A 14,416-nucleotide genomic window follows, 5' to 3' on the forward strand; every position below is an offset into this window, starting at 1 on the left:
CTGCTAGATATGAATCGTTCTCATCTTACAGAGGTATCGCCCACAGCAGCAATCGACCGTCGACGCTGGCGCGGGTCGGCGGCAGATTGGAGAGGTGAGGCAACGCCCGCTCGGGCGCTGCCTGCCGGGTTTACTCGTGGTCGCGCAGCAGCAGCCAGCCGGCGACGGCGGCAACACCGAGGGCCACGATGCTGGCGGTGGCCACCGGATGCTCGCGGCTGTAGTCGCGGGTGGCCGCGCCGGCCTGCAGGGTGCGCTCGCGGACTTCTTCATAGGCCTCGCCGAGCAGGGCGCGGGAGTGGCCGAGGGCGCGTTCGGCACCGCTGCGCAGGCCGCGCAGGGATTTGCTGGACTCTTCGCCCAGTTCGCCTTTCAGCGTGTCGAGGCTGCGAATCAGGTGTTCGATCTCGGTTTCAATGCTGTGCAGGGCTTTCTGGTGCGCTTTGTGCGAAGTGAAAAAGGCCATGAGCGGGCTCCTTTAGCCGAGTGAAGGTAAAAGGTCCGACTGCGCCAGGTGCAGGAAGTGCAGCTAATCTGAACTAATCCGTCGGCCTGCGTGACTCAAGAGGACGAGCACCCTGTTCAGTTGACTGAGGAGAATTGCAATGTCGGACCATCACACTTACAAGCTCATCGACCTGGTCGGATCGTCGAAAACCAGCATCGAGGACGCCGTCAGCAATGCGCTGGCCGAAGCCGCCAAATCGGTGCGCAACCTCGAATGGTTTGAAGTCGTGGAGACCCGTGGGCATATCGTCGACGGCAAGGTTGGCCACTATCAGGTGACCTTGAAAGTCGGCTTCCGCATCGGCGACAGCTAAGGCGATTCGCTGGTGCAAGGCGTGTTGCGGCGTAGTTGCAAGAGGATCGTACGCGCATTCAACCCCAGGGCCGCTGGCCCGTGTTCTGCCTTGTTTGAGTTTTTCCATTGCATACGAAGGAGCGTTAACCATGAAACGACTGCTGTTGGCAGCAACCCTGTTTTCCCTCGCCGGTTCCGCCCTTGCCGCGGGCAAGCCGTGTGACGAACTGAAGGCCGAGATCGACGCCAAACTCAAGGACAAGGGCGTCGCCGCCTACACCCTGGAGGTCGTCGACAAGGGCAGCGTCACCGACAAGACCGTGGTCGGCAGCTGCGAAGCGGGAAGCAAGGAAATCGTCTACCAGCGCGGCTGAGTGACGAGATCCTGAAAAAGCCGGCGCCTGCCGGCTTTTTTCTGCCCGTCGATCCGTGGCATGAACCGATTCGAGTGGTCAGGATTGTGTTTGCCGCGACTGTCCCCAGATACAGGTGATCAACCTGAGGAGGCTGTATGACTCGATTGGCCACTACTCCACTCGCCGTGCTCGACCTGGCGCCGATTCGCGACGACGGCAGCCCGGCGCAGGCCATGCACAATTCCCTGGCCCTGGCGCAGCACGTCGAACGCCTGGGTTTCTCGCGCTACTGGGTCGCCGAGCACCACAACATGGACGGCATCGCCAGTTCCGCCACCGCCGTGCTGCTGGGCTACCTGGCGGCCAATACCAGCACCCTGCGCCTCGGCTCCGGCGGCATCATGCTGCCCAACCATGCACCGCTGGTGGTGGCCGAACAGTTCGGCACCCTGGCCAGCCTGTACCCCGGGCGCATCGAGCTGGGCCTGGGCCGAGCACCAGGCGCCGATCAGGCCACCGCGCGTGCCTTGCGCCGTGATCGCCTGGGCAGCGCCGACGACTTTCCCCAGGATGTCGAGGAACTGCAGGCCCTGCTCGGCCCGCGTCAGCCTGGCCAGCGGGTGATCGCCATGCCCGGCGCCGATACCAACGTGCCGATCTGGCTGCTCGGGTCCAGCCTGTTCAGTGCCCAGCTGGCCGCGCAGAAGGGCTTGCCCTACGCCTTTGCCTCGCACTTTGCGCCGCGCTACCTGCACCAGGCGATCCGTATCTACCGCGACAACTTCCAGCCCTCGGCGGTGCTCGACAAGCCCTACGTGATGATCGGCGTACCGCTGATTGCCGCGCCCACCGACGAGGAGGCCGAATTCCTCGCCACCAGCGTATACCAGCGCGTGCTCGCCCTGATGCGTGGCGAGAGCCTGGTGCTGCGCCCGCCGGTGGCGTCGATGGTCGGCCGCTGGCAGCCGCACGAGCAGCAGGCGGTGGGCGACTTCCTCGGCCTGGCGGTGATCGGGGGGCCGGAGAAGGTCCGCGCGCGGCTGGACGTGCTGCTGGAGCAGACCCAGGCCGACGAGCTGATTTTCACCTGCGACGTCTACGAATCGGCAGATCGCCTGCGCAGCTTCGAGATCCTTGCCGGCTTGCGCTGAGCCACCAACCGAATACGGGTCGAACTTGTGCCGCCGTGGTCTCTCTGAACTAGACCACCCCCCATCGAGGAGACGCATCATGGCGGCAATCAAGAAGACGGCATCGGCGCACTGGCAAGGCGGCATCAAGGACGGCAAGGGCACCATCTCGACCCAGAGCGGCGCCCTCAAGGCCAACCCCTACGGCTTCAACACGCGCTTCGAGGGCCAACCGGGGACCAACCCGGAAGAGCTGATCGGTGCGGCGCATGCCGGCTGTTTCTCCATGGCGTTGTCGCTGCAGCTGGGCGAGGCGGGCATGACCGCCGAGAGCATCGACACCCAGGCCGAAGTGGTGCTGGAGAAGGACGACAGCGGCTTCACCATCACCGCCGTCAATCTGACCCTCAAGGCCAAGATCCCCGGCGCCGACCGCGCCAAGTTCGAGCAGGCCGTGGAAGCGGCGAAGACCGGTTGTCCGGTGTCCAAGCTGCTCAACGCCGAGATCACCCTGCAGGCTTCGCTGGAAAGCTGAGCCCCAGGTGACGGCTGGTTGCCAGCCGTCATGATTTCGTCGGGTGCTAGTGACGCCGTTTCCGTGCAGGCAAGCGCCGGCATTGGCTGGGTGTCACCTCACCCGCCAGAGGCCTGCCGGCGCATTCGGTTCGGTAGCCGATGGTCTGGTGTTGGCGTCTATTCCGCCCTGCGGGTTTGTACCTGCACGTCACCCTCCATGCGCATTGCGGTGGTGCCGTGGTGTCAGTACGGCCCGCAGCGCAGCACGTTGGCGCGGGCGACAGCCTGGCGCTGCTCGTCGTACAGCCAGCCCTGGGCTTTTGCCGCCAGTGGTCGGGCTTCGAAACGGTAGCGCTGGCCGGCAGCGAAACCGGTATAGCGCACGCGCAGGAAACAGGTGATCTCGGTGGCTTCCATGCTCATCGGGTTGCCGGCCACGGTACGCTCGAAGCGGTAACGCACTTGCAGGCTGTGTTCGCCTGCGGGCACCTGAAAATAGCGCCCGTCGCTCAGGCGCGTGCCGTCCAGTTCATGGGCGGTGAGGCTGTCACCCGGCTCGGTCGCCAGGGTGACCCAAGCCTGTTGCGGGTCGGGCTCTGGTGGCGGCGTGCTGGCGCAGGCACCCAGGGTCAGCAGCGAAAGCAGCAGCAAGGCGCGCATGGCGGGGTCCTCGAAAATGATGACGTCAGCATAACCCTGATCAGACCTCCCCGCAGCGCCCCTCGCGGGCTCGTGCCAGACGCTCGCCGCGGGCGTTGTACAGCTGCGCCCAGGGGCGGAAGCCGCGGCTGCCGGCCTGCAGGCGATAGCGTTCGCCAGCGGTGAAGGCGTCGTAGTCGAGGGTCAGCAGGCAGGTGCGCGGCAGCGCCTGGCTGTCCGGGCCGATGTTGCTCGGGTCGACCTCGAAGCTGAAGCGCACCTCCAGCTCGTGCTTGCCCGGGCTGATCTGGAAATAGCGATCATCCTCCAGTTCCTTCTCGTCCACCTGCGTGGCCTGCAGCGCTTCGTGCTCCTGGCTGGTGAGGTCGATCCAGGCCTGGCTCGGGTCGTGGCTGGGCAGCAGGCTGCAGCCGCTGAGCAGAAGCGGCAGGCAGAGCAGGGGCGAACGGGTCATGGTGGCTCCTCGGTGCGGCAGGAAAACAACCGGGCGGGCTCTGCCCGGACGGTGCGTGACGAGGGCGCGCGATGCAGCGCGGTAGCGCGAACAGGGGGCGATGCCATAGGCTCATGGCCATGTTGCCGCCCTCTCTCATCGCCTTACTCGACCGCACCCGGCGCGCCTCGGTTCCCCTGCTGCTCGCCGCGCTGCTGAGCGGTTGCGCCTCGCTGGAGTACTACGCGCAGCTCGGTCGCGGCCATCTCGACCTGCTCCGTGCCCGCCAGCCGGTGGCCGACCTGCTCGCCGATCCGGCGCAGGACCCCGCCCTGCAACGCCGTCTGCAGCAGACGCAGCTGGCCCGGCGTTTCGCCAGCAGCCACCTGGCCCTGCCCGACAACGGCAGCTACCGGGTGTACGCCCCGTTGCAGCGTCCCTACGTGGTGTGGAACGTGTTCGCCACCCCTGAACTCTCCCTGGCGCCGCAGACCCATTGCTTCCCCATCGCCGGTTGCGTCGCCTACCGCGGCTACTACGCCCTCGGTCGTGCGCGCGGCGCGGCGGCGTTGTTGCAGCGGCAGGGGCTGGACACCTACGTCGGTGGTGTCGAAGCCTATTCGACCCTCGGCTGGTTCGATGACCCGCTGCTCAGCACCATGCTGCGCTGGGACGACCAGCGCCTGGCCGCGTTGATCTTCCATGAGCTGGCCCACCAGCGTCTGTACGTGCAGGACGACACCGCCTTCAACGAGTCCTTCGCCAGCTTCGTCGAGGAGCAGGGCCTGCAGCAGTGGCGTGCCAGCCAGGGGCTCGCCGAAACGGATGCCGGTGGCGAGCAGCAACGGCGGCAGTTCACCGCGCTGATCCTGGCCAGCCGCGAGCGCCTGCAACAGCTCTACGACGGCCCGCTCGACGACGCCCACAAGCGTGCGGCCAAGGCCGCCGAGTTCGAACGCCTGCGTGCCGAATACCGCCAGCTGCGCGACGGCCAGTGGCAGGGCGACCGGCGCTACGACGCCTGGATCAACGCGCCCCTGAACAACGCCAAGCTGTTGCCCTTCGGCCTCTATGACCAGTGGGTACCGGCCTTCGCTGCGCTGTTCCGCGAGGTCGAGGGCGACTGGCCGGCCTTCTACGCTCGCGCCGAACAGCTGGGGCGGCTGGCACCGGAGGCGCGGCTGCAGGCTCTGCAACGCCTGAATGCCCGTTAGAACCTGTTCACGATCTCCTGCCCGTCGGCCAAACAGCGTTAAAAACGGCCTCGGATGCGAGCCCAGTGCGTTCCTCGGCCATTTTTGCGGGGGCGCCTAGCCCTCGTTTGGCGCTAGTTCAGAAGATCGTGAACAGGCTCTTGGACTCGCGCAGAACTTGCCGCGCGCCGGCTCGGTCTCAATCAGGCGGTATGCGCAAAACAGTGGAGGTGGGCGATGAACACGACGAGGATGATCAGCGGCCGGGTGGCGATGGCCGTGGCGCTCGGCCTGCTCAGCGGTGCGACGCTGGCGGCGCCGAAGTCCTGCGAGGCACTCAAGCAGGAGATCGAGGTGAAGGTGCAGGCCGCCGGCGTGGCCAGCTACACCCTGGAGATCGTCGCCAACGACGAGGTCGAGGACGACAACATGGTGGTCGGCAGCTGCGCCAACGGCACGCGCAAGATCATCTACCAGAAGAACGGTTGAGCAGAAGAACGGCTAAGGCGCCACACGGGCGCCTCGCGCATCACGCCGGCTGGGCGCGGTAGACCCAGCGCAGGCTCAGGCGGGTCAGCGGCCAGATCAGCGCCAGCAGGCCAAGCGAGAGCACCACGAACAGCGGTGGCTGCACCAGATCGCTGTTGCCCAGCGCCGCCAGCAGCACCGCAGCGGCGGCCAGCACGCAGGCCACCAGCCACATCACCAGGCACAGCAGCGCCGCCCAGACCAGGCGCCCCGGATTGTGCCGCGCCAGGCGCGCCGGCAGCCCGGTGAGGGCGGCGATGAAGGCGATGCCGCCGTAGATCAGCGTGCCGCTCGCCAGCAGCAGGGACAGCCACGGCGCGCCATACGGATTGATCAGGCTGCTGGGCAGCAGCATCAGCAGTTTCATGCACACCACGGCAAAGCACAGGCCGAAGGCCAGCGCCGGCTCCCAGCCGGCCACGTGGCGCGGTACGGCGCTGGGCACGCCGCGGCGGCGCAGCAGGTGCAGGCTGAGCCACAGCGGCAGCAGGGTGCCGAGGGCGAACAGCGCCCAGTGCAGCGGTTCGGTGGCGAGGCGGCCAAGGTCGAAGCTGCCAAGGTTGTCGTAGCTCCACTGCATCAGTCGCCCGAGCAGCGGCGAGGTGCCCCAGCCGATCACCAGGGCGAACAGCGTCACCAGCAGCAGGGTCAGGCCGAGCAGCGCATTGCGCTGACTGAAGCCGGCCAGGTTGTGCCGCTCCAGGTAGCTGCGGCAGATCAGCAGCGCGGCGAGGCCGGTCAGCAGCAGGTTGGCGATGGCGTAGGTGAGCACCACCGGCAGGCTCTCCAGGTAGCTGGCGAACTGTTCCTCGTCGAGCATGCGCGCGGTTACCGCGATGCCGAACAGCAGCAGGAACAGGCCGGCGAGCACGGCCGCGCCGGCGAAGGCGAACGGCAGGCGCGAGGCTGGTTGCGTGGCGGCGCTCGGCGCGGGCGTGGCGGTGTCGAGGGCGAACGGGTTGGCGTGCATCGGGCAATCCTTGTCAGGGCGGAGCGAGGGTCGAGGATAAGGTCCAGCCGTCGGCTTACCCAGGCGGCCTGGGCACGGCTGTGCGATGGGTCACGCTATTGCCGGGCCGCGATCTTGGGGCCTGGCATGGCGGCCCGTGAATATTTGTAGATGCGAAAAATCCGCAGTTGCGAAACAATCTGTTGCAACTTGTCGACGGACGGATGGGGGGTTTAGATACTCTCGTCCGTCTTTGAAGTACAGGCGCGCATTTTCCGCGGCCTTCGCGCCGCGCCTGCATAACGCCTGCACGTTTCTTTCACCGCCACGACTGTCCAGCCCATGAAACCCATATCTACTTCCCGCGCGCGTTCGCTCGTGCTGCTCTCGCGGGTCGCCGCCGCTATTTTCGGTGGCTACGCCCTGACCTCGGGCGCCGTGATCTTCCTCGGCGCCGTGCTGCCGCTGCCCAAGAGCCAGGCCATCCTGGCCGCCTCGCTGGCCAGCTTCACCGTCTACACCCTGGCCATCGTCTGGGTCTTCGCGGTGCAGGACAACCGCCGCGCCTGGCTCGGCCTGCTGCTGCCGGCCGTGGTACTGGCCGTGGCCGGCTGGTGGTTGGGGAGGGGCATGGCATGACGCAGACCGTCGAGAAGGAAGGCCTGCGCCAGTCCATGGCCTGGCTGCACACCTGGGGCGGGCTGTGGGCCTGCTGGGTGCTGTTCGTGGTGTTCCTCACCGGTACCCTCGGGGTGTTCGATGAGCCGATCACGCGCTGGATGAAGCCGCACCTGCCGCAGGCCGCCGAGGCCACCGGCGATACCGGCATGGACGATGGCTTCGACCGGCCGCAAGCGGTGCGCATGGGCCTCGCCTGGTTCAGGGAAAACCAGCCCGGCGCGCACTTCTGGGGGGTTGGCCTGCCGTCCGACGAGGACCCGTCGATCCGCCTGTTCTGGCAGGACCCGCAGGAGAACTTCCACAACACCCGCATCGACTCGAAGACCGGCGCACCGGTGGACGGCTCGCAGGAGCGCGACAGCGAGGGCGGCCACCACTTCGTGCACATGCACTTCGAGTTCCACGGTGGCACCGCCGGCATCTGGCTGGTCGGCTTCTTCACCATGGCCATGCTGGTCGGCCTGGTCAGCGGGGTGATCACCCACAAGCGCATCTTCAAGGACTTCTTCACCTTCCGTCCGGGCAAGGGCCAGCGCAGCTGGCTGGATGCGCACAACGCGGTGTCGGTGTTGAGCCTGCCGTTCCAGCTGATGATCGCCTACACCGGCCTGGCCACCTTCTACGCGCTGTACATGCCGGTGGGCATCGCCACCCACTACAGCAACGAAGACGCCTACTTCGCCGACCTGCTGGCCCAGCCGGAACACCAGGAAATCACCGGCATTGCCGCGCCGCTGGCCAAGGCGGATGAGCTGCTGGTGCGCGGTGAGCAGCAGCTGCAACGCCCGGTGAGCTTCGTCAGCATCGAGCACCCCAACGACACCAGCGCCTCGGTGCAGCTGTTCGGTCGCTTCATCGAGAAGACGGGCGAGTACCGCCTGCTCGGCGACGGTGGCGGCCGGGTGTTCTTCAATGGCGTGACCGGCGAGCAGACCGACATCCAGATGCCGGGCGAGCTGCGCGGTGGCGCCTCGCAGGACGTGCAGTCGGTGATGGCCAACCTGCACTTCGCCGCATTCGGCGGGCACGCCGCACGCTGGCTGTACTTCATCTGTGGCCTGGCTGGCGCGGCGATGATGGCCACCGGGGCGATCCTGTTCATGGTCAAGCGGCGCCAGCGTTCGCTGAACGAGTTCGGCGCGCGCACGCCGCAGGTCTACCGGGTGATCGAGGTGCTCAACATCGGCTCCATCACCGGCCTGGGTATCGCCTGCATCGCCTTCTTCTGGGGCAACCGGATCATCCCGCTGGGTGTCAGCGACCGGCCGGAGTGGGAAATCGCCACCTTCTTCGCCGTCTGGCTGGCGACCTTCGTGCACGCCGCCTTGCGCCCGGCGACCCGCGCCTGGATCGAGCAGCTGGTGGTCACCGCCCTGCTCTGCCTGGCCCTGCCGCTGCTCAACTGGCTGGTAGTTGGCGACCAGTTCGTCAGCTACCTGCAGCGTGGCGACGGCGAACGTGCCGGCGTCGAGCTGGTGGCCATCGCCCTCGGCCTGCTCAACCTGTGGGCCGCGCGCCGCGTCTGGCAGAAGAGCCGGCAACCGGCGAAGGCCACGTCGCGCCGCGACAGCGTGCGCACGGCCGACGCGGGGGTGGCGTGATGACGATCACCCTCGCCCTGCTCCTCGGTAGCGCCCTGTGCTACGCCGGCATGGCCGCGCTGTGCCTGGGCATGGACCGTCATCACCAGCAGGTCTGGTCGCGCAAGGCGCCGCTGCGCCAGCGAGGCCTGCGCCTGCTTGGCTGGCTGCTGCTGGCCGTGGCTCTGTGGCCGTGCATTCAGGCTTGGGGCAGCTCGGTCGGCGTGGTCATCTGGTTCGGCCTGTTGTCCGCCGCTGCCCTGGTGCTGGTGCTGCTGTTGCCGTATCGACCAAAAGGCGCGGCCCTGCTGATGGGCCTGGCCCTGCTGGGCAGCCTGCCCGTGCTGGTGTGGAGCGCTGCCTGACCCGCTGTTTTGTGCAAGGACGAACGTCGTATGAGTGCCCCTTCCCGCCTGTTTCTGCGCCGCAGCCTGCTGCTGGCGGTGCCTGTTGTCGTGCTCGCGGCGCTGTGGCGGTGGAACGCCGAGCCCGACCCGGCGTTCGCCACCGAGGCCGTCGGCCGTGGTGATGTCGAGGCCACGGTGGTGGCCATCGGTACCCTGCAGCCGCGTGAGTCGGTGGATGTCGGCGCCCAGGTATCCGGTCAGGTCACCCGCCTGCATGTCGAGCCGGGTGACCGGGTCGAGAAGGGCCAGCTGCTCGCCGAGATCGACGCCAGCCTGCACCAGGCCACGGTCGAAGCCGACCGCGCGGCCCTCGACGGCCTGCGTGCGCAGCTCGAGGAGCAGCAGGCGCAGTTCGACCTGGCGCGCCAGCAGCACCAGCGCCAGCAGCGCCTGGTGGTGGACGAGGCGACCCGCGAGGAAGACGTGCAGGTCGCCGCTGCTGCGCTCAAGGCCGCCCAGGCGCGCCTCAAGCAGCTGCGCGCGCAGATCGCCGAGAGCCAGGCGCGTCTCAAGGGCAACGAGGCGCAGCTCAGCTACACGCGGCTGTACGCGCCGATTGCCGGCACCGTGCTCGGCGTCGACGTGAAGCAGGGCCAGACCCTCAACGCCACTTACCAGACGCCGACCGTGCTGCGCATCGCCGACCTTTCGGCGATGACCGCCTGGACCAAGGTCTCCGAAGCCGATATCCGCCAGCTCAAGCCGGGCCTCGGCCTCTACTTCACCACCCTCGGTGGCGACGGCCGCCGCTGGCACGCGACGGTGCGCCAGATCCTGCCGTCGCCGCCGTTGCCGCCGGCCGCATCCGGGGAAGCCGGTGCTGCGGCGCCGGTGATGAAGGCGGTGCAGTACACCGTGCTGTTCGACGTCGACAACCAGGACGGCGAGCTGATGCCGCAGATGACCGCCCAGGTCACCTTCGTCACCGCCGCCGCGCGGGGCGTGCTCACCGTGCCGCTGGAGGCGTTGCAGGCGGTGGAAGGCCAGGTCGGCCTGTTTCGCGCCCGCGTGCTGAATGCCAAGGGTCGCCCGGAAGCGCGCGAGGTGCATATCGGTGCGCGCAGCCGCCAGCGCGGCGAGGTGCTGGATGGCCTGCGCGAGGACGAACAACTGGTCACCGCCGAGCTGCCGGACACCCACGTGGCGAGGTTCCAGTGGTAGCTGCCGGCACGCCATTGATCGAGCTGGAGAACATCCGCCGCTGCTATGGCGGCCACGATGGCGCCCCGGAAGTGGCGGTGTTGCGCGGCGTCAGCCTGGCCATCGGCGCCGGTGAGTTCGTCGCCATCGTCGGTACCTCCGGCTCCGGCAAGTCGACCCTGATGCACCTGCTCGGCTGCCTCGACCGGCCGACCTCGGGCACGTACCGTTTCGCCGGCCGCGATGTCGCCGCGTTCGACGCCGATCAGTTGGCCTGGCTGCGCCGCGAGGCGTTCGGCTTCGTCTTCCAGGGCTACCACCTGATCGCCACCGAGTCGGCGCGCGAGAACGTCGAAGTCCCTGCGCTGTACGCCGGCATGTCCGCCGAGCAGCGCCGCGAACGCGCCAGCGCCCTGCTCGCCCGCCTGGGCCTCGGCGAGCGACTGGAACATCGTCCCAGCCAGCTCTCCGGCGGCCAGCAGCAGCGGGTATCGATTGCCCGCGCGCTGATGAACGGCGGGCGCATCATCCTCGCCGACGAGCCCACCGGCGCCCTCGATTCGCACAGCGGCCAGGAAGTCATGGCCCTGCTGCGCGAGCTGGCGGCGGCCGGGCACACGGTGATCCTGATCACCCACGACCGCGACGTGGCGGCTCAGGCGCAGCGGGTGATCGAGATCCGCGACGGCGCGATCATCAGCGACAGCGGCGCTCCGGATGAGCGGGCCCAGGCTTCGGCGCCGGCGCTGCCGGTCCCGGACATGGCGCAGGCCGGGCAGGGTGAACGCCTGCCCTGGTGGAAGACCTTCGACGAGGTGTCGCGCTCGGCCTGGCGGGTGATGTGGCTCAACCGCTTCCGCACCGCGCTGACCCTGCTCGGCATCGTCATCGGCGTGGCCTCGGTGATCGTCATGCTCGCCATCGGTCTGGGCACCAAGCACAAGGTGATGGCACAGATGGCCTCGATGGGCGCCACCACGCTGTACCTGTACAGCGCGCAGCCGCAGGAAGGCGGGCCCTGGGGTGTGCTCACCGAGGCGGACATGATCGCGGTGGCCAAGCTGCCGGAGGTCGACCTGGCCACGCCGGTGATCGGCAACCAGCTCACCGTGCAGTACGGCAACGCCTCGCGCGACATCTACGTGTATTCCAGCAACGAGCAACTGCCCGGCATCCACCACTGGCCGCTGGCGCAGGGGCGCTTCTTCAACGCCGCCGAGGACGAGGCGCTGGCGCCGGTGGTGGTGCTCGGGCACAAGGCGCGGCAGCAGTTCTTCCGCGACGAACCGCAGCCGCTGGGCAAGCAGCTGCTGATCGGCGATGCACCGTTCGAGGTCATCGGGGTGATGGCCGAGAAGGGCAAGGAATCCGGCGCCGACTACTACGACGAGATGGTCTTCATTCCCTACAAGGCCGGCCGCGCGCGGGTCTACCAGGACATTCTCGAGCCCGAATACGCCACCCTCACCGCGATCTCCACCAGCCAGGTCAACGCCGCGGGCGAGGCGGTGCGCGAGCTGCTGCTGGCGCGCCATGGCCGCGAGGATTTCGCCGTCGACAACGCCGCCGCCAAGGTCCAGGCCGAGGCCGACACCCAGGACAGCATGACCCGCATGCTCGGCCTGATCGCCGCCGTGTCGCTGCTGGTCGGCGGCATCGGCGTGATGAACGTGATGCTGATGACCGTACGTGAACGCACCCGCGAGATCGGCATCCGCATGGCCACCGGCGCGCGCCAGCGCGACATTCTCCAGCAGTTCCTCGGCGAGGCGGTGCTGGTCACCCTGGTCGGCGGCAGCATCGGTGTGCTGCTCGGCCTGCTGGTCGGCGCGGCGCTGATCGTCGCTGGCGTGCCGCTGATCTTTTCCCTGAGCGCCATGCTCGCCGCCTTCGCCTGCGCAGTGGCCACCGGCCTGCTGTTCGGCTACCTGCCGGCGAAGACCGCCGCCGCCCTCGACCCGGTTGTCGCGCTGGCGGCGGAATAGGATGAAGTCCTCCATGAAGCATCGCCTGTTGCCCCTGTTTGCCGCGCTCGTCCTGGGCGGTTGTGCCCGCCAGGAACCGCTCGCCAGCGCCATGCCGCTTGCCCCGACGCAGTGGCAGCACGCCGCGCAGGCGGCAACGCCGATCAGCAGCGACTGGTGGCACGGCTTCGCCAATGCCGAGCTGGATCGCCTGGTCGAGCAGGCGCTCCAGGCCAACGATGACCTGGCCGCCGCCGTGGCCCGCGTGCGTCAGGCCGAAGCCAGCGCGCGCATGGCCGGCGCACCGTTGCTGCCGCAGCTCGACGGCAACCTCGGTGCCGGCCGCGAGGGGCCTCTGGGCGGTGATGCCGAGGTGGCCGGGACCGGCTATTCGGCCGGTCTGGCGGCGAGCTACGAGGTCGACCTCTGGGGCCGTCTGCACGCGGGGCGTGACAGCGCCTTGGCCCAGCTGCAGGCCAGCCAGTTCGATCGCGCGGCGCTGCAGATCACCCTCAGTGCCGGTGTGGTGTCGAGCTGGCTGCAGCGTGTCGGCCTGGACCAGCGCCTGCGCATCGCCGTGCTCAATCTGGACAACGCCGAGCGCGTGCTGCGTACCGTCGAGTCGCGGCAGAACGCCGGTGCCGCCACGCGCCTGGAGCTGGCACAGCAGCGCGGCGTGGTCGCCGAACAACGCCGCGCCCTCGCCGCGCTGAGCCAGCAGAGCGAGGACAGTCGCGTAGCCCTCGCCGTGTTGCTGGGTCAGGGCAGCAGCGCCCAGCTGGGCCTGGCCGAGCAACACTTGGAGGTTCTGTACCTGCCAACGGTTGCCGCCGGCGTGCCCAGCGAACTGCTGGTAAGGCGCCCGGACCTGGCGCGTGCGGAAGCGCAACTGGCTGCCGCCAACGCCGATGTGCAGGCCGCCCGCGCCGCGTTGCTGCCCCGCCTGAACCTGACGGCGAATGCCGGTGGCAATGCCCGCCGGGTTTCCGATGTGTTCGCCGACCCGGTTTATTCCCTGGCGGCGGCGCTGGTCGCGCCGATCTTCGACGGCGGTTACTTGGCCGCCAACCGCGATCTCGCCGTGGCGCGCCACGCGGAATTGCTGGCCGACTACCGCAGCCAGGTCGTCAGTGCCTTCGCCGACGTGCAGCTGGCGCTCAACGCCCTGGCCGGCATCGAGGCGCAGTGGCAGGCGCAGCAGGCGGTGCTGGAGCAGGCCGAGCTGGCCTTCCGTCTGTCCGAGTCGCGCTACCGGGCCGGTGCGGAAACCCTGCTCACCCTGCTCGACACCCAGCGCACCCTGTACGCCGCCCAGGATGACAGCGCCCAGCTGCAACTGGCGCGGCTACAGGCCGGCGTGGCGCTGTACCGCGCCCTTGGCGGTGGTTGGCAGGCCAGCGACCTGGCGAGGCTTAGCGAGTGAAGGCCTGGTGCAACTCGGCCAGGCTGCTGAAGTACCAGGCCGGCGACTCGGCCATCAGTTCCGCCTGGCTGCCAAAGCCATAGCCGACACCGACCGCCTGCAGGCCGTTGCGGTGTGCGCCGATCAGGTCGTGCTTGCGGTCGCCGATCATCAGCGTGTCGGCCGGGTCCAGGCCTTCTTCGGCGATCAGGTGTTTGATCAGCTCGACCTTGTCGGTGCGCGTGCCGTCCAGCTCGCTGCCGTAGATCACCTTGAAGTGGCGGGCGAAGTCGAAATGCCGGGCGATCTCGTCGGCGAACACGCGCGGCTTGCTGGTGGCGATGTACAGCGTACGGCCCTGCTCACCGAGCATGCCGAGCAGCTCGGCGACGCCGTCGAACACGCGGTTCTCGTACAGCCCGGTGACCTTGAAACGCTCGCGGTAATGGTTGACCGCCTGCCAGCCGGTGGCCTCGTTCAGGTCGTAACTGCTCATGAAGCACTGCAGCAGTGGCGGGCCGATGAAGTGTTCGAGGGCGCTCAGATCCGGTTCATGGATATCGAGCTGGGCCAGGGCGTACTGGATCGAGCGGGTGATGCCTTCGCGCGGGTCGGTGAGGGTGCCGTCGAGGTCGAAGAGGATGGTCTGTGCGTGCATGGATGACTCTGTCGTTC

Annotated in this window: 17 protein-coding genes; 12 read left to right on the forward strand and 5 right to left on the reverse strand. The window is 68.1% G+C overall.

Translation table 11 applies throughout. The annotated features are described in order from the left end of the window. Window positions 1–130 precede the first annotated feature (130 nt). Window positions 131–466 (reverse strand): DUF883 family protein, encoded by a 336-nt coding sequence (locus IB229_RS10235; protein ID WP_192327865.1) that lies wholly within the window; start codon window positions 464–466, stop codon window positions 131–133. 139 nt (window positions 467–605) lie between these two features. On the opposite strand from IB229_RS10235, the gene IB229_RS10240 reads away from it, so the two are divergent. The 4 genes from IB229_RS10240 to IB229_RS10255 all read left to right on the forward strand — a co-directional run bounded on the left by IB229_RS10240 (window position 606) and on the right by IB229_RS10255 (window position 2,823). Next, window positions 606–821, forward strand: a complete 216-nt coding sequence (locus IB229_RS10240; protein ID WP_192327868.1) for a dodecin — start codon at window positions 606–608, stop codon at window positions 819–821. Between the two features lie 130 nt (window positions 822–951). Then, entirely contained in the window at window positions 952–1,176 is a 225-nt protein-coding gene (locus IB229_RS10245; protein WP_192327871.1) for a DUF1161 domain-containing protein, read from the forward strand. 137 nt (window positions 1,177–1,313) lie between these two features. After that, window positions 1,314–2,309, forward strand: a complete 996-nt coding sequence (locus tag IB229_RS10250; protein WP_192327874.1) for an LLM class flavin-dependent oxidoreductase — start codon at window positions 1,314–1,316, stop codon at window positions 2,307–2,309. Window positions 2,310–2,397: 88 nt separating this feature from the next. Continuing rightward, complete coding sequence (locus IB229_RS10255) at window positions 2,398–2,823, forward strand: OsmC family protein (RefSeq protein WP_318652106.1); 426 nt, start codon at window positions 2,398–2,400, stop codon at window positions 2,821–2,823. A gap of 224 nt (window positions 2,824–3,047) precedes the next feature. Here the strand turns inward: IB229_RS10255 and IB229_RS10260 are convergent, their stop codons facing one another. Both IB229_RS10260 and IB229_RS10265 read right to left on the reverse strand, forming a co-directional pair. Continuing rightward, the gene (locus IB229_RS10260; RefSeq protein WP_192327880.1) at window positions 3,048–3,464 is read right to left on the reverse strand and encodes a hypothetical protein; all 417 of its coding nucleotides are present in this window, start codon (window positions 3,462–3,464) and stop codon (window positions 3,048–3,050) included. 40 nt (window positions 3,465–3,504) lie between these two features. After that, window positions 3,505–3,918, reverse strand: a complete 414-nt coding sequence (locus tag IB229_RS10265) for a hypothetical protein (protein ID WP_192327883.1) — start codon at window positions 3,916–3,918, stop codon at window positions 3,505–3,507. 119 nt (window positions 3,919–4,037) lie between these two features. Here IB229_RS10265 and IB229_RS10270 point away from each other — a divergent pair, with 119 nt between their 5' ends. Together IB229_RS10270 and IB229_RS10275 are read left to right on the forward strand one after the other, a co-directional pair. Next, window positions 4,038–5,111: an aminopeptidase gene (locus IB229_RS10270; protein WP_192327886.1), complete on the forward strand. Its 1,074-nt coding sequence runs from the start codon at window positions 4,038–4,040 to the stop codon at window positions 5,109–5,111. Window positions 5,112–5,363: 252 nt separating this feature from the next. Then, window positions 5,364–5,579 (forward strand): DUF1161 domain-containing protein, encoded by a 216-nt coding sequence (locus IB229_RS10275; protein WP_225579110.1) that lies wholly within the window; start codon window positions 5,364–5,366, stop codon window positions 5,577–5,579. Between the two features lie 40 nt (window positions 5,580–5,619). On the opposite strand, the gene IB229_RS10280 is transcribed toward IB229_RS10275, so the two are convergent. Next, window positions 5,620–6,588, reverse strand: coding sequence for a hypothetical protein (locus IB229_RS10280; protein ID WP_192327888.1), 969 nt, complete (start codon window positions 6,586–6,588; stop codon window positions 5,620–5,622). A gap of 321 nt (window positions 6,589–6,909) precedes the next feature. On the opposite strand from IB229_RS10280, the gene IB229_RS10285 reads away from it, so the two are divergent. From IB229_RS10285 to IB229_RS10310, 6 genes are read left to right on the forward strand one after another with little or no spacing between them, the layout of a single operon-like run. Further along, window positions 6,910–7,206, forward strand: coding sequence for a DUF3649 domain-containing protein (locus IB229_RS10285; protein ID WP_192327891.1), 297 nt, complete (start codon window positions 6,910–6,912; stop codon window positions 7,204–7,206). After that, the gene (locus IB229_RS10290) at window positions 7,203–8,849 is read left to right on the forward strand and encodes a PepSY-associated TM helix domain-containing protein (protein ID WP_192327894.1); all 1,647 of its coding nucleotides are present in this window, start codon (window positions 7,203–7,205) and stop codon (window positions 8,847–8,849) included. The genes IB229_RS10285 and IB229_RS10290 overlap by 4 nt, the downstream gene beginning before the upstream one ends. A gap of 17 nt (window positions 8,850–8,866) precedes the next feature. Further along, a complete protein-coding gene (locus IB229_RS10295; RefSeq protein WP_192329375.1) occupies window positions 8,867–9,193 on the forward strand; it encodes a DUF3325 domain-containing protein in 327 nt (108 codons plus the stop codon). Window positions 9,194–9,223: 30 nt separating this feature from the next. Next, window positions 9,224–10,396, forward strand: a complete 1,173-nt coding sequence (locus IB229_RS10300) for an efflux RND transporter periplasmic adaptor subunit (protein WP_192327897.1) — start codon at window positions 9,224–9,226, stop codon at window positions 10,394–10,396. Next, window positions 10,390–12,360, forward strand: coding sequence for a MacB family efflux pump subunit (locus IB229_RS10305; RefSeq protein ID WP_192327900.1), 1,971 nt, complete (start codon window positions 10,390–10,392; stop codon window positions 12,358–12,360). The genes IB229_RS10300 and IB229_RS10305 overlap by 7 nt, the downstream gene beginning before the upstream one ends. 13 nt (window positions 12,361–12,373) lie before the next feature. Next, window positions 12,374–13,762 (forward strand): efflux transporter outer membrane subunit, encoded by a 1,389-nt coding sequence (locus IB229_RS10310; RefSeq protein WP_192327903.1) that lies wholly within the window; start codon window positions 12,374–12,376, stop codon window positions 13,760–13,762. Here the strand turns inward: IB229_RS10310 and IB229_RS10315 are convergent. Next, window positions 13,752–14,399, reverse strand: a complete 648-nt coding sequence (locus IB229_RS10315) for an HAD family hydrolase (RefSeq protein WP_192327906.1) — start codon at window positions 14,397–14,399, stop codon at window positions 13,752–13,754. The two genes, IB229_RS10310 and IB229_RS10315, sit on opposite strands and share 11 nt — an antisense overlap. Window positions 14,400–14,416: the final 17 nt, after the last annotated feature.

Origin of the sequence: Pseudomonas sp. PDM14 (assembly GCF_014851905.1) — a bacterium.
GTDB lineage: Bacteria > Pseudomonadota > Gammaproteobacteria > Pseudomonadales > Pseudomonadaceae > Aquipseudomonas.

Excerpts from the sequence above, each read along its gene's own strand:
- IB229_RS10245 (WP_192327871.1), top strand. The coding sequence starts at position 952 with ATGAAACGACTGCTGTTGGCAGCAACCCTGTTTTCCCTCGCCGGTTCC.
- IB229_RS10260 (WP_192327880.1), bottom strand. The coding sequence starts at position 3,464 with ATGCGCGCCTTGCTGCTGCTTTCGCTGCTGACCCTGGGTGCCTGCGCC.
- IB229_RS10270 (WP_192327886.1), top strand. The coding sequence starts at position 4,038 with ATGTTGCCGCCCTCTCTCATCGCCTTACTCGACCGCACCCGGCGCGCC.
- IB229_RS10310 (WP_192327903.1), top strand. The coding sequence starts at position 12,374 with ATGAAGCATCGCCTGTTGCCCCTGTTTGCCGCGCTCGTCCTGGGCGGT.
- IB229_RS10285 (WP_192327891.1), top strand. The coding sequence starts at position 6,910 with ATGAAACCCATATCTACTTCCCGCGCGCGTTCGCTCGTGCTGCTCTCG.
- IB229_RS10290 (WP_192327894.1), top strand. The coding sequence starts at position 7,203 with ATGACGCAGACCGTCGAGAAGGAAGGCCTGCGCCAGTCCATGGCCTGG.
- IB229_RS10280 (WP_192327888.1), bottom strand. The coding sequence starts at position 6,588 with ATGCACGCCAACCCGTTCGCCCTCGACACCGCCACGCCCGCGCCGAGC.
- IB229_RS10275 (WP_225579110.1), top strand. The coding sequence starts at position 5,364 with ATGGCCGTGGCGCTCGGCCTGCTCAGCGGTGCGACGCTGGCGGCGCCG.
- IB229_RS10265 (WP_192327883.1), bottom strand. The coding sequence starts at position 3,918 with ATGACCCGTTCGCCCCTGCTCTGCCTGCCGCTTCTGCTCAGCGGCTGC.
- IB229_RS10300 (WP_192327897.1), top strand. The coding sequence starts at position 9,224 with ATGAGTGCCCCTTCCCGCCTGTTTCTGCGCCGCAGCCTGCTGCTGGCG.
- IB229_RS10240 (WP_192327868.1), top strand. The coding sequence starts at position 606 with ATGTCGGACCATCACACTTACAAGCTCATCGACCTGGTCGGATCGTCG.
- IB229_RS10315 (WP_192327906.1), bottom strand. The coding sequence starts at position 14,399 with ATGCACGCACAGACCATCCTCTTCGACCTCGACGGCACCCTCACCGAC.
- IB229_RS10250 (WP_192327874.1), top strand. The coding sequence starts at position 1,314 with ATGACTCGATTGGCCACTACTCCACTCGCCGTGCTCGACCTGGCGCCG.
- IB229_RS10235 (WP_192327865.1), bottom strand. The coding sequence starts at position 466 with ATGGCCTTTTTCACTTCGCACAAAGCGCACCAGAAAGCCCTGCACAGC.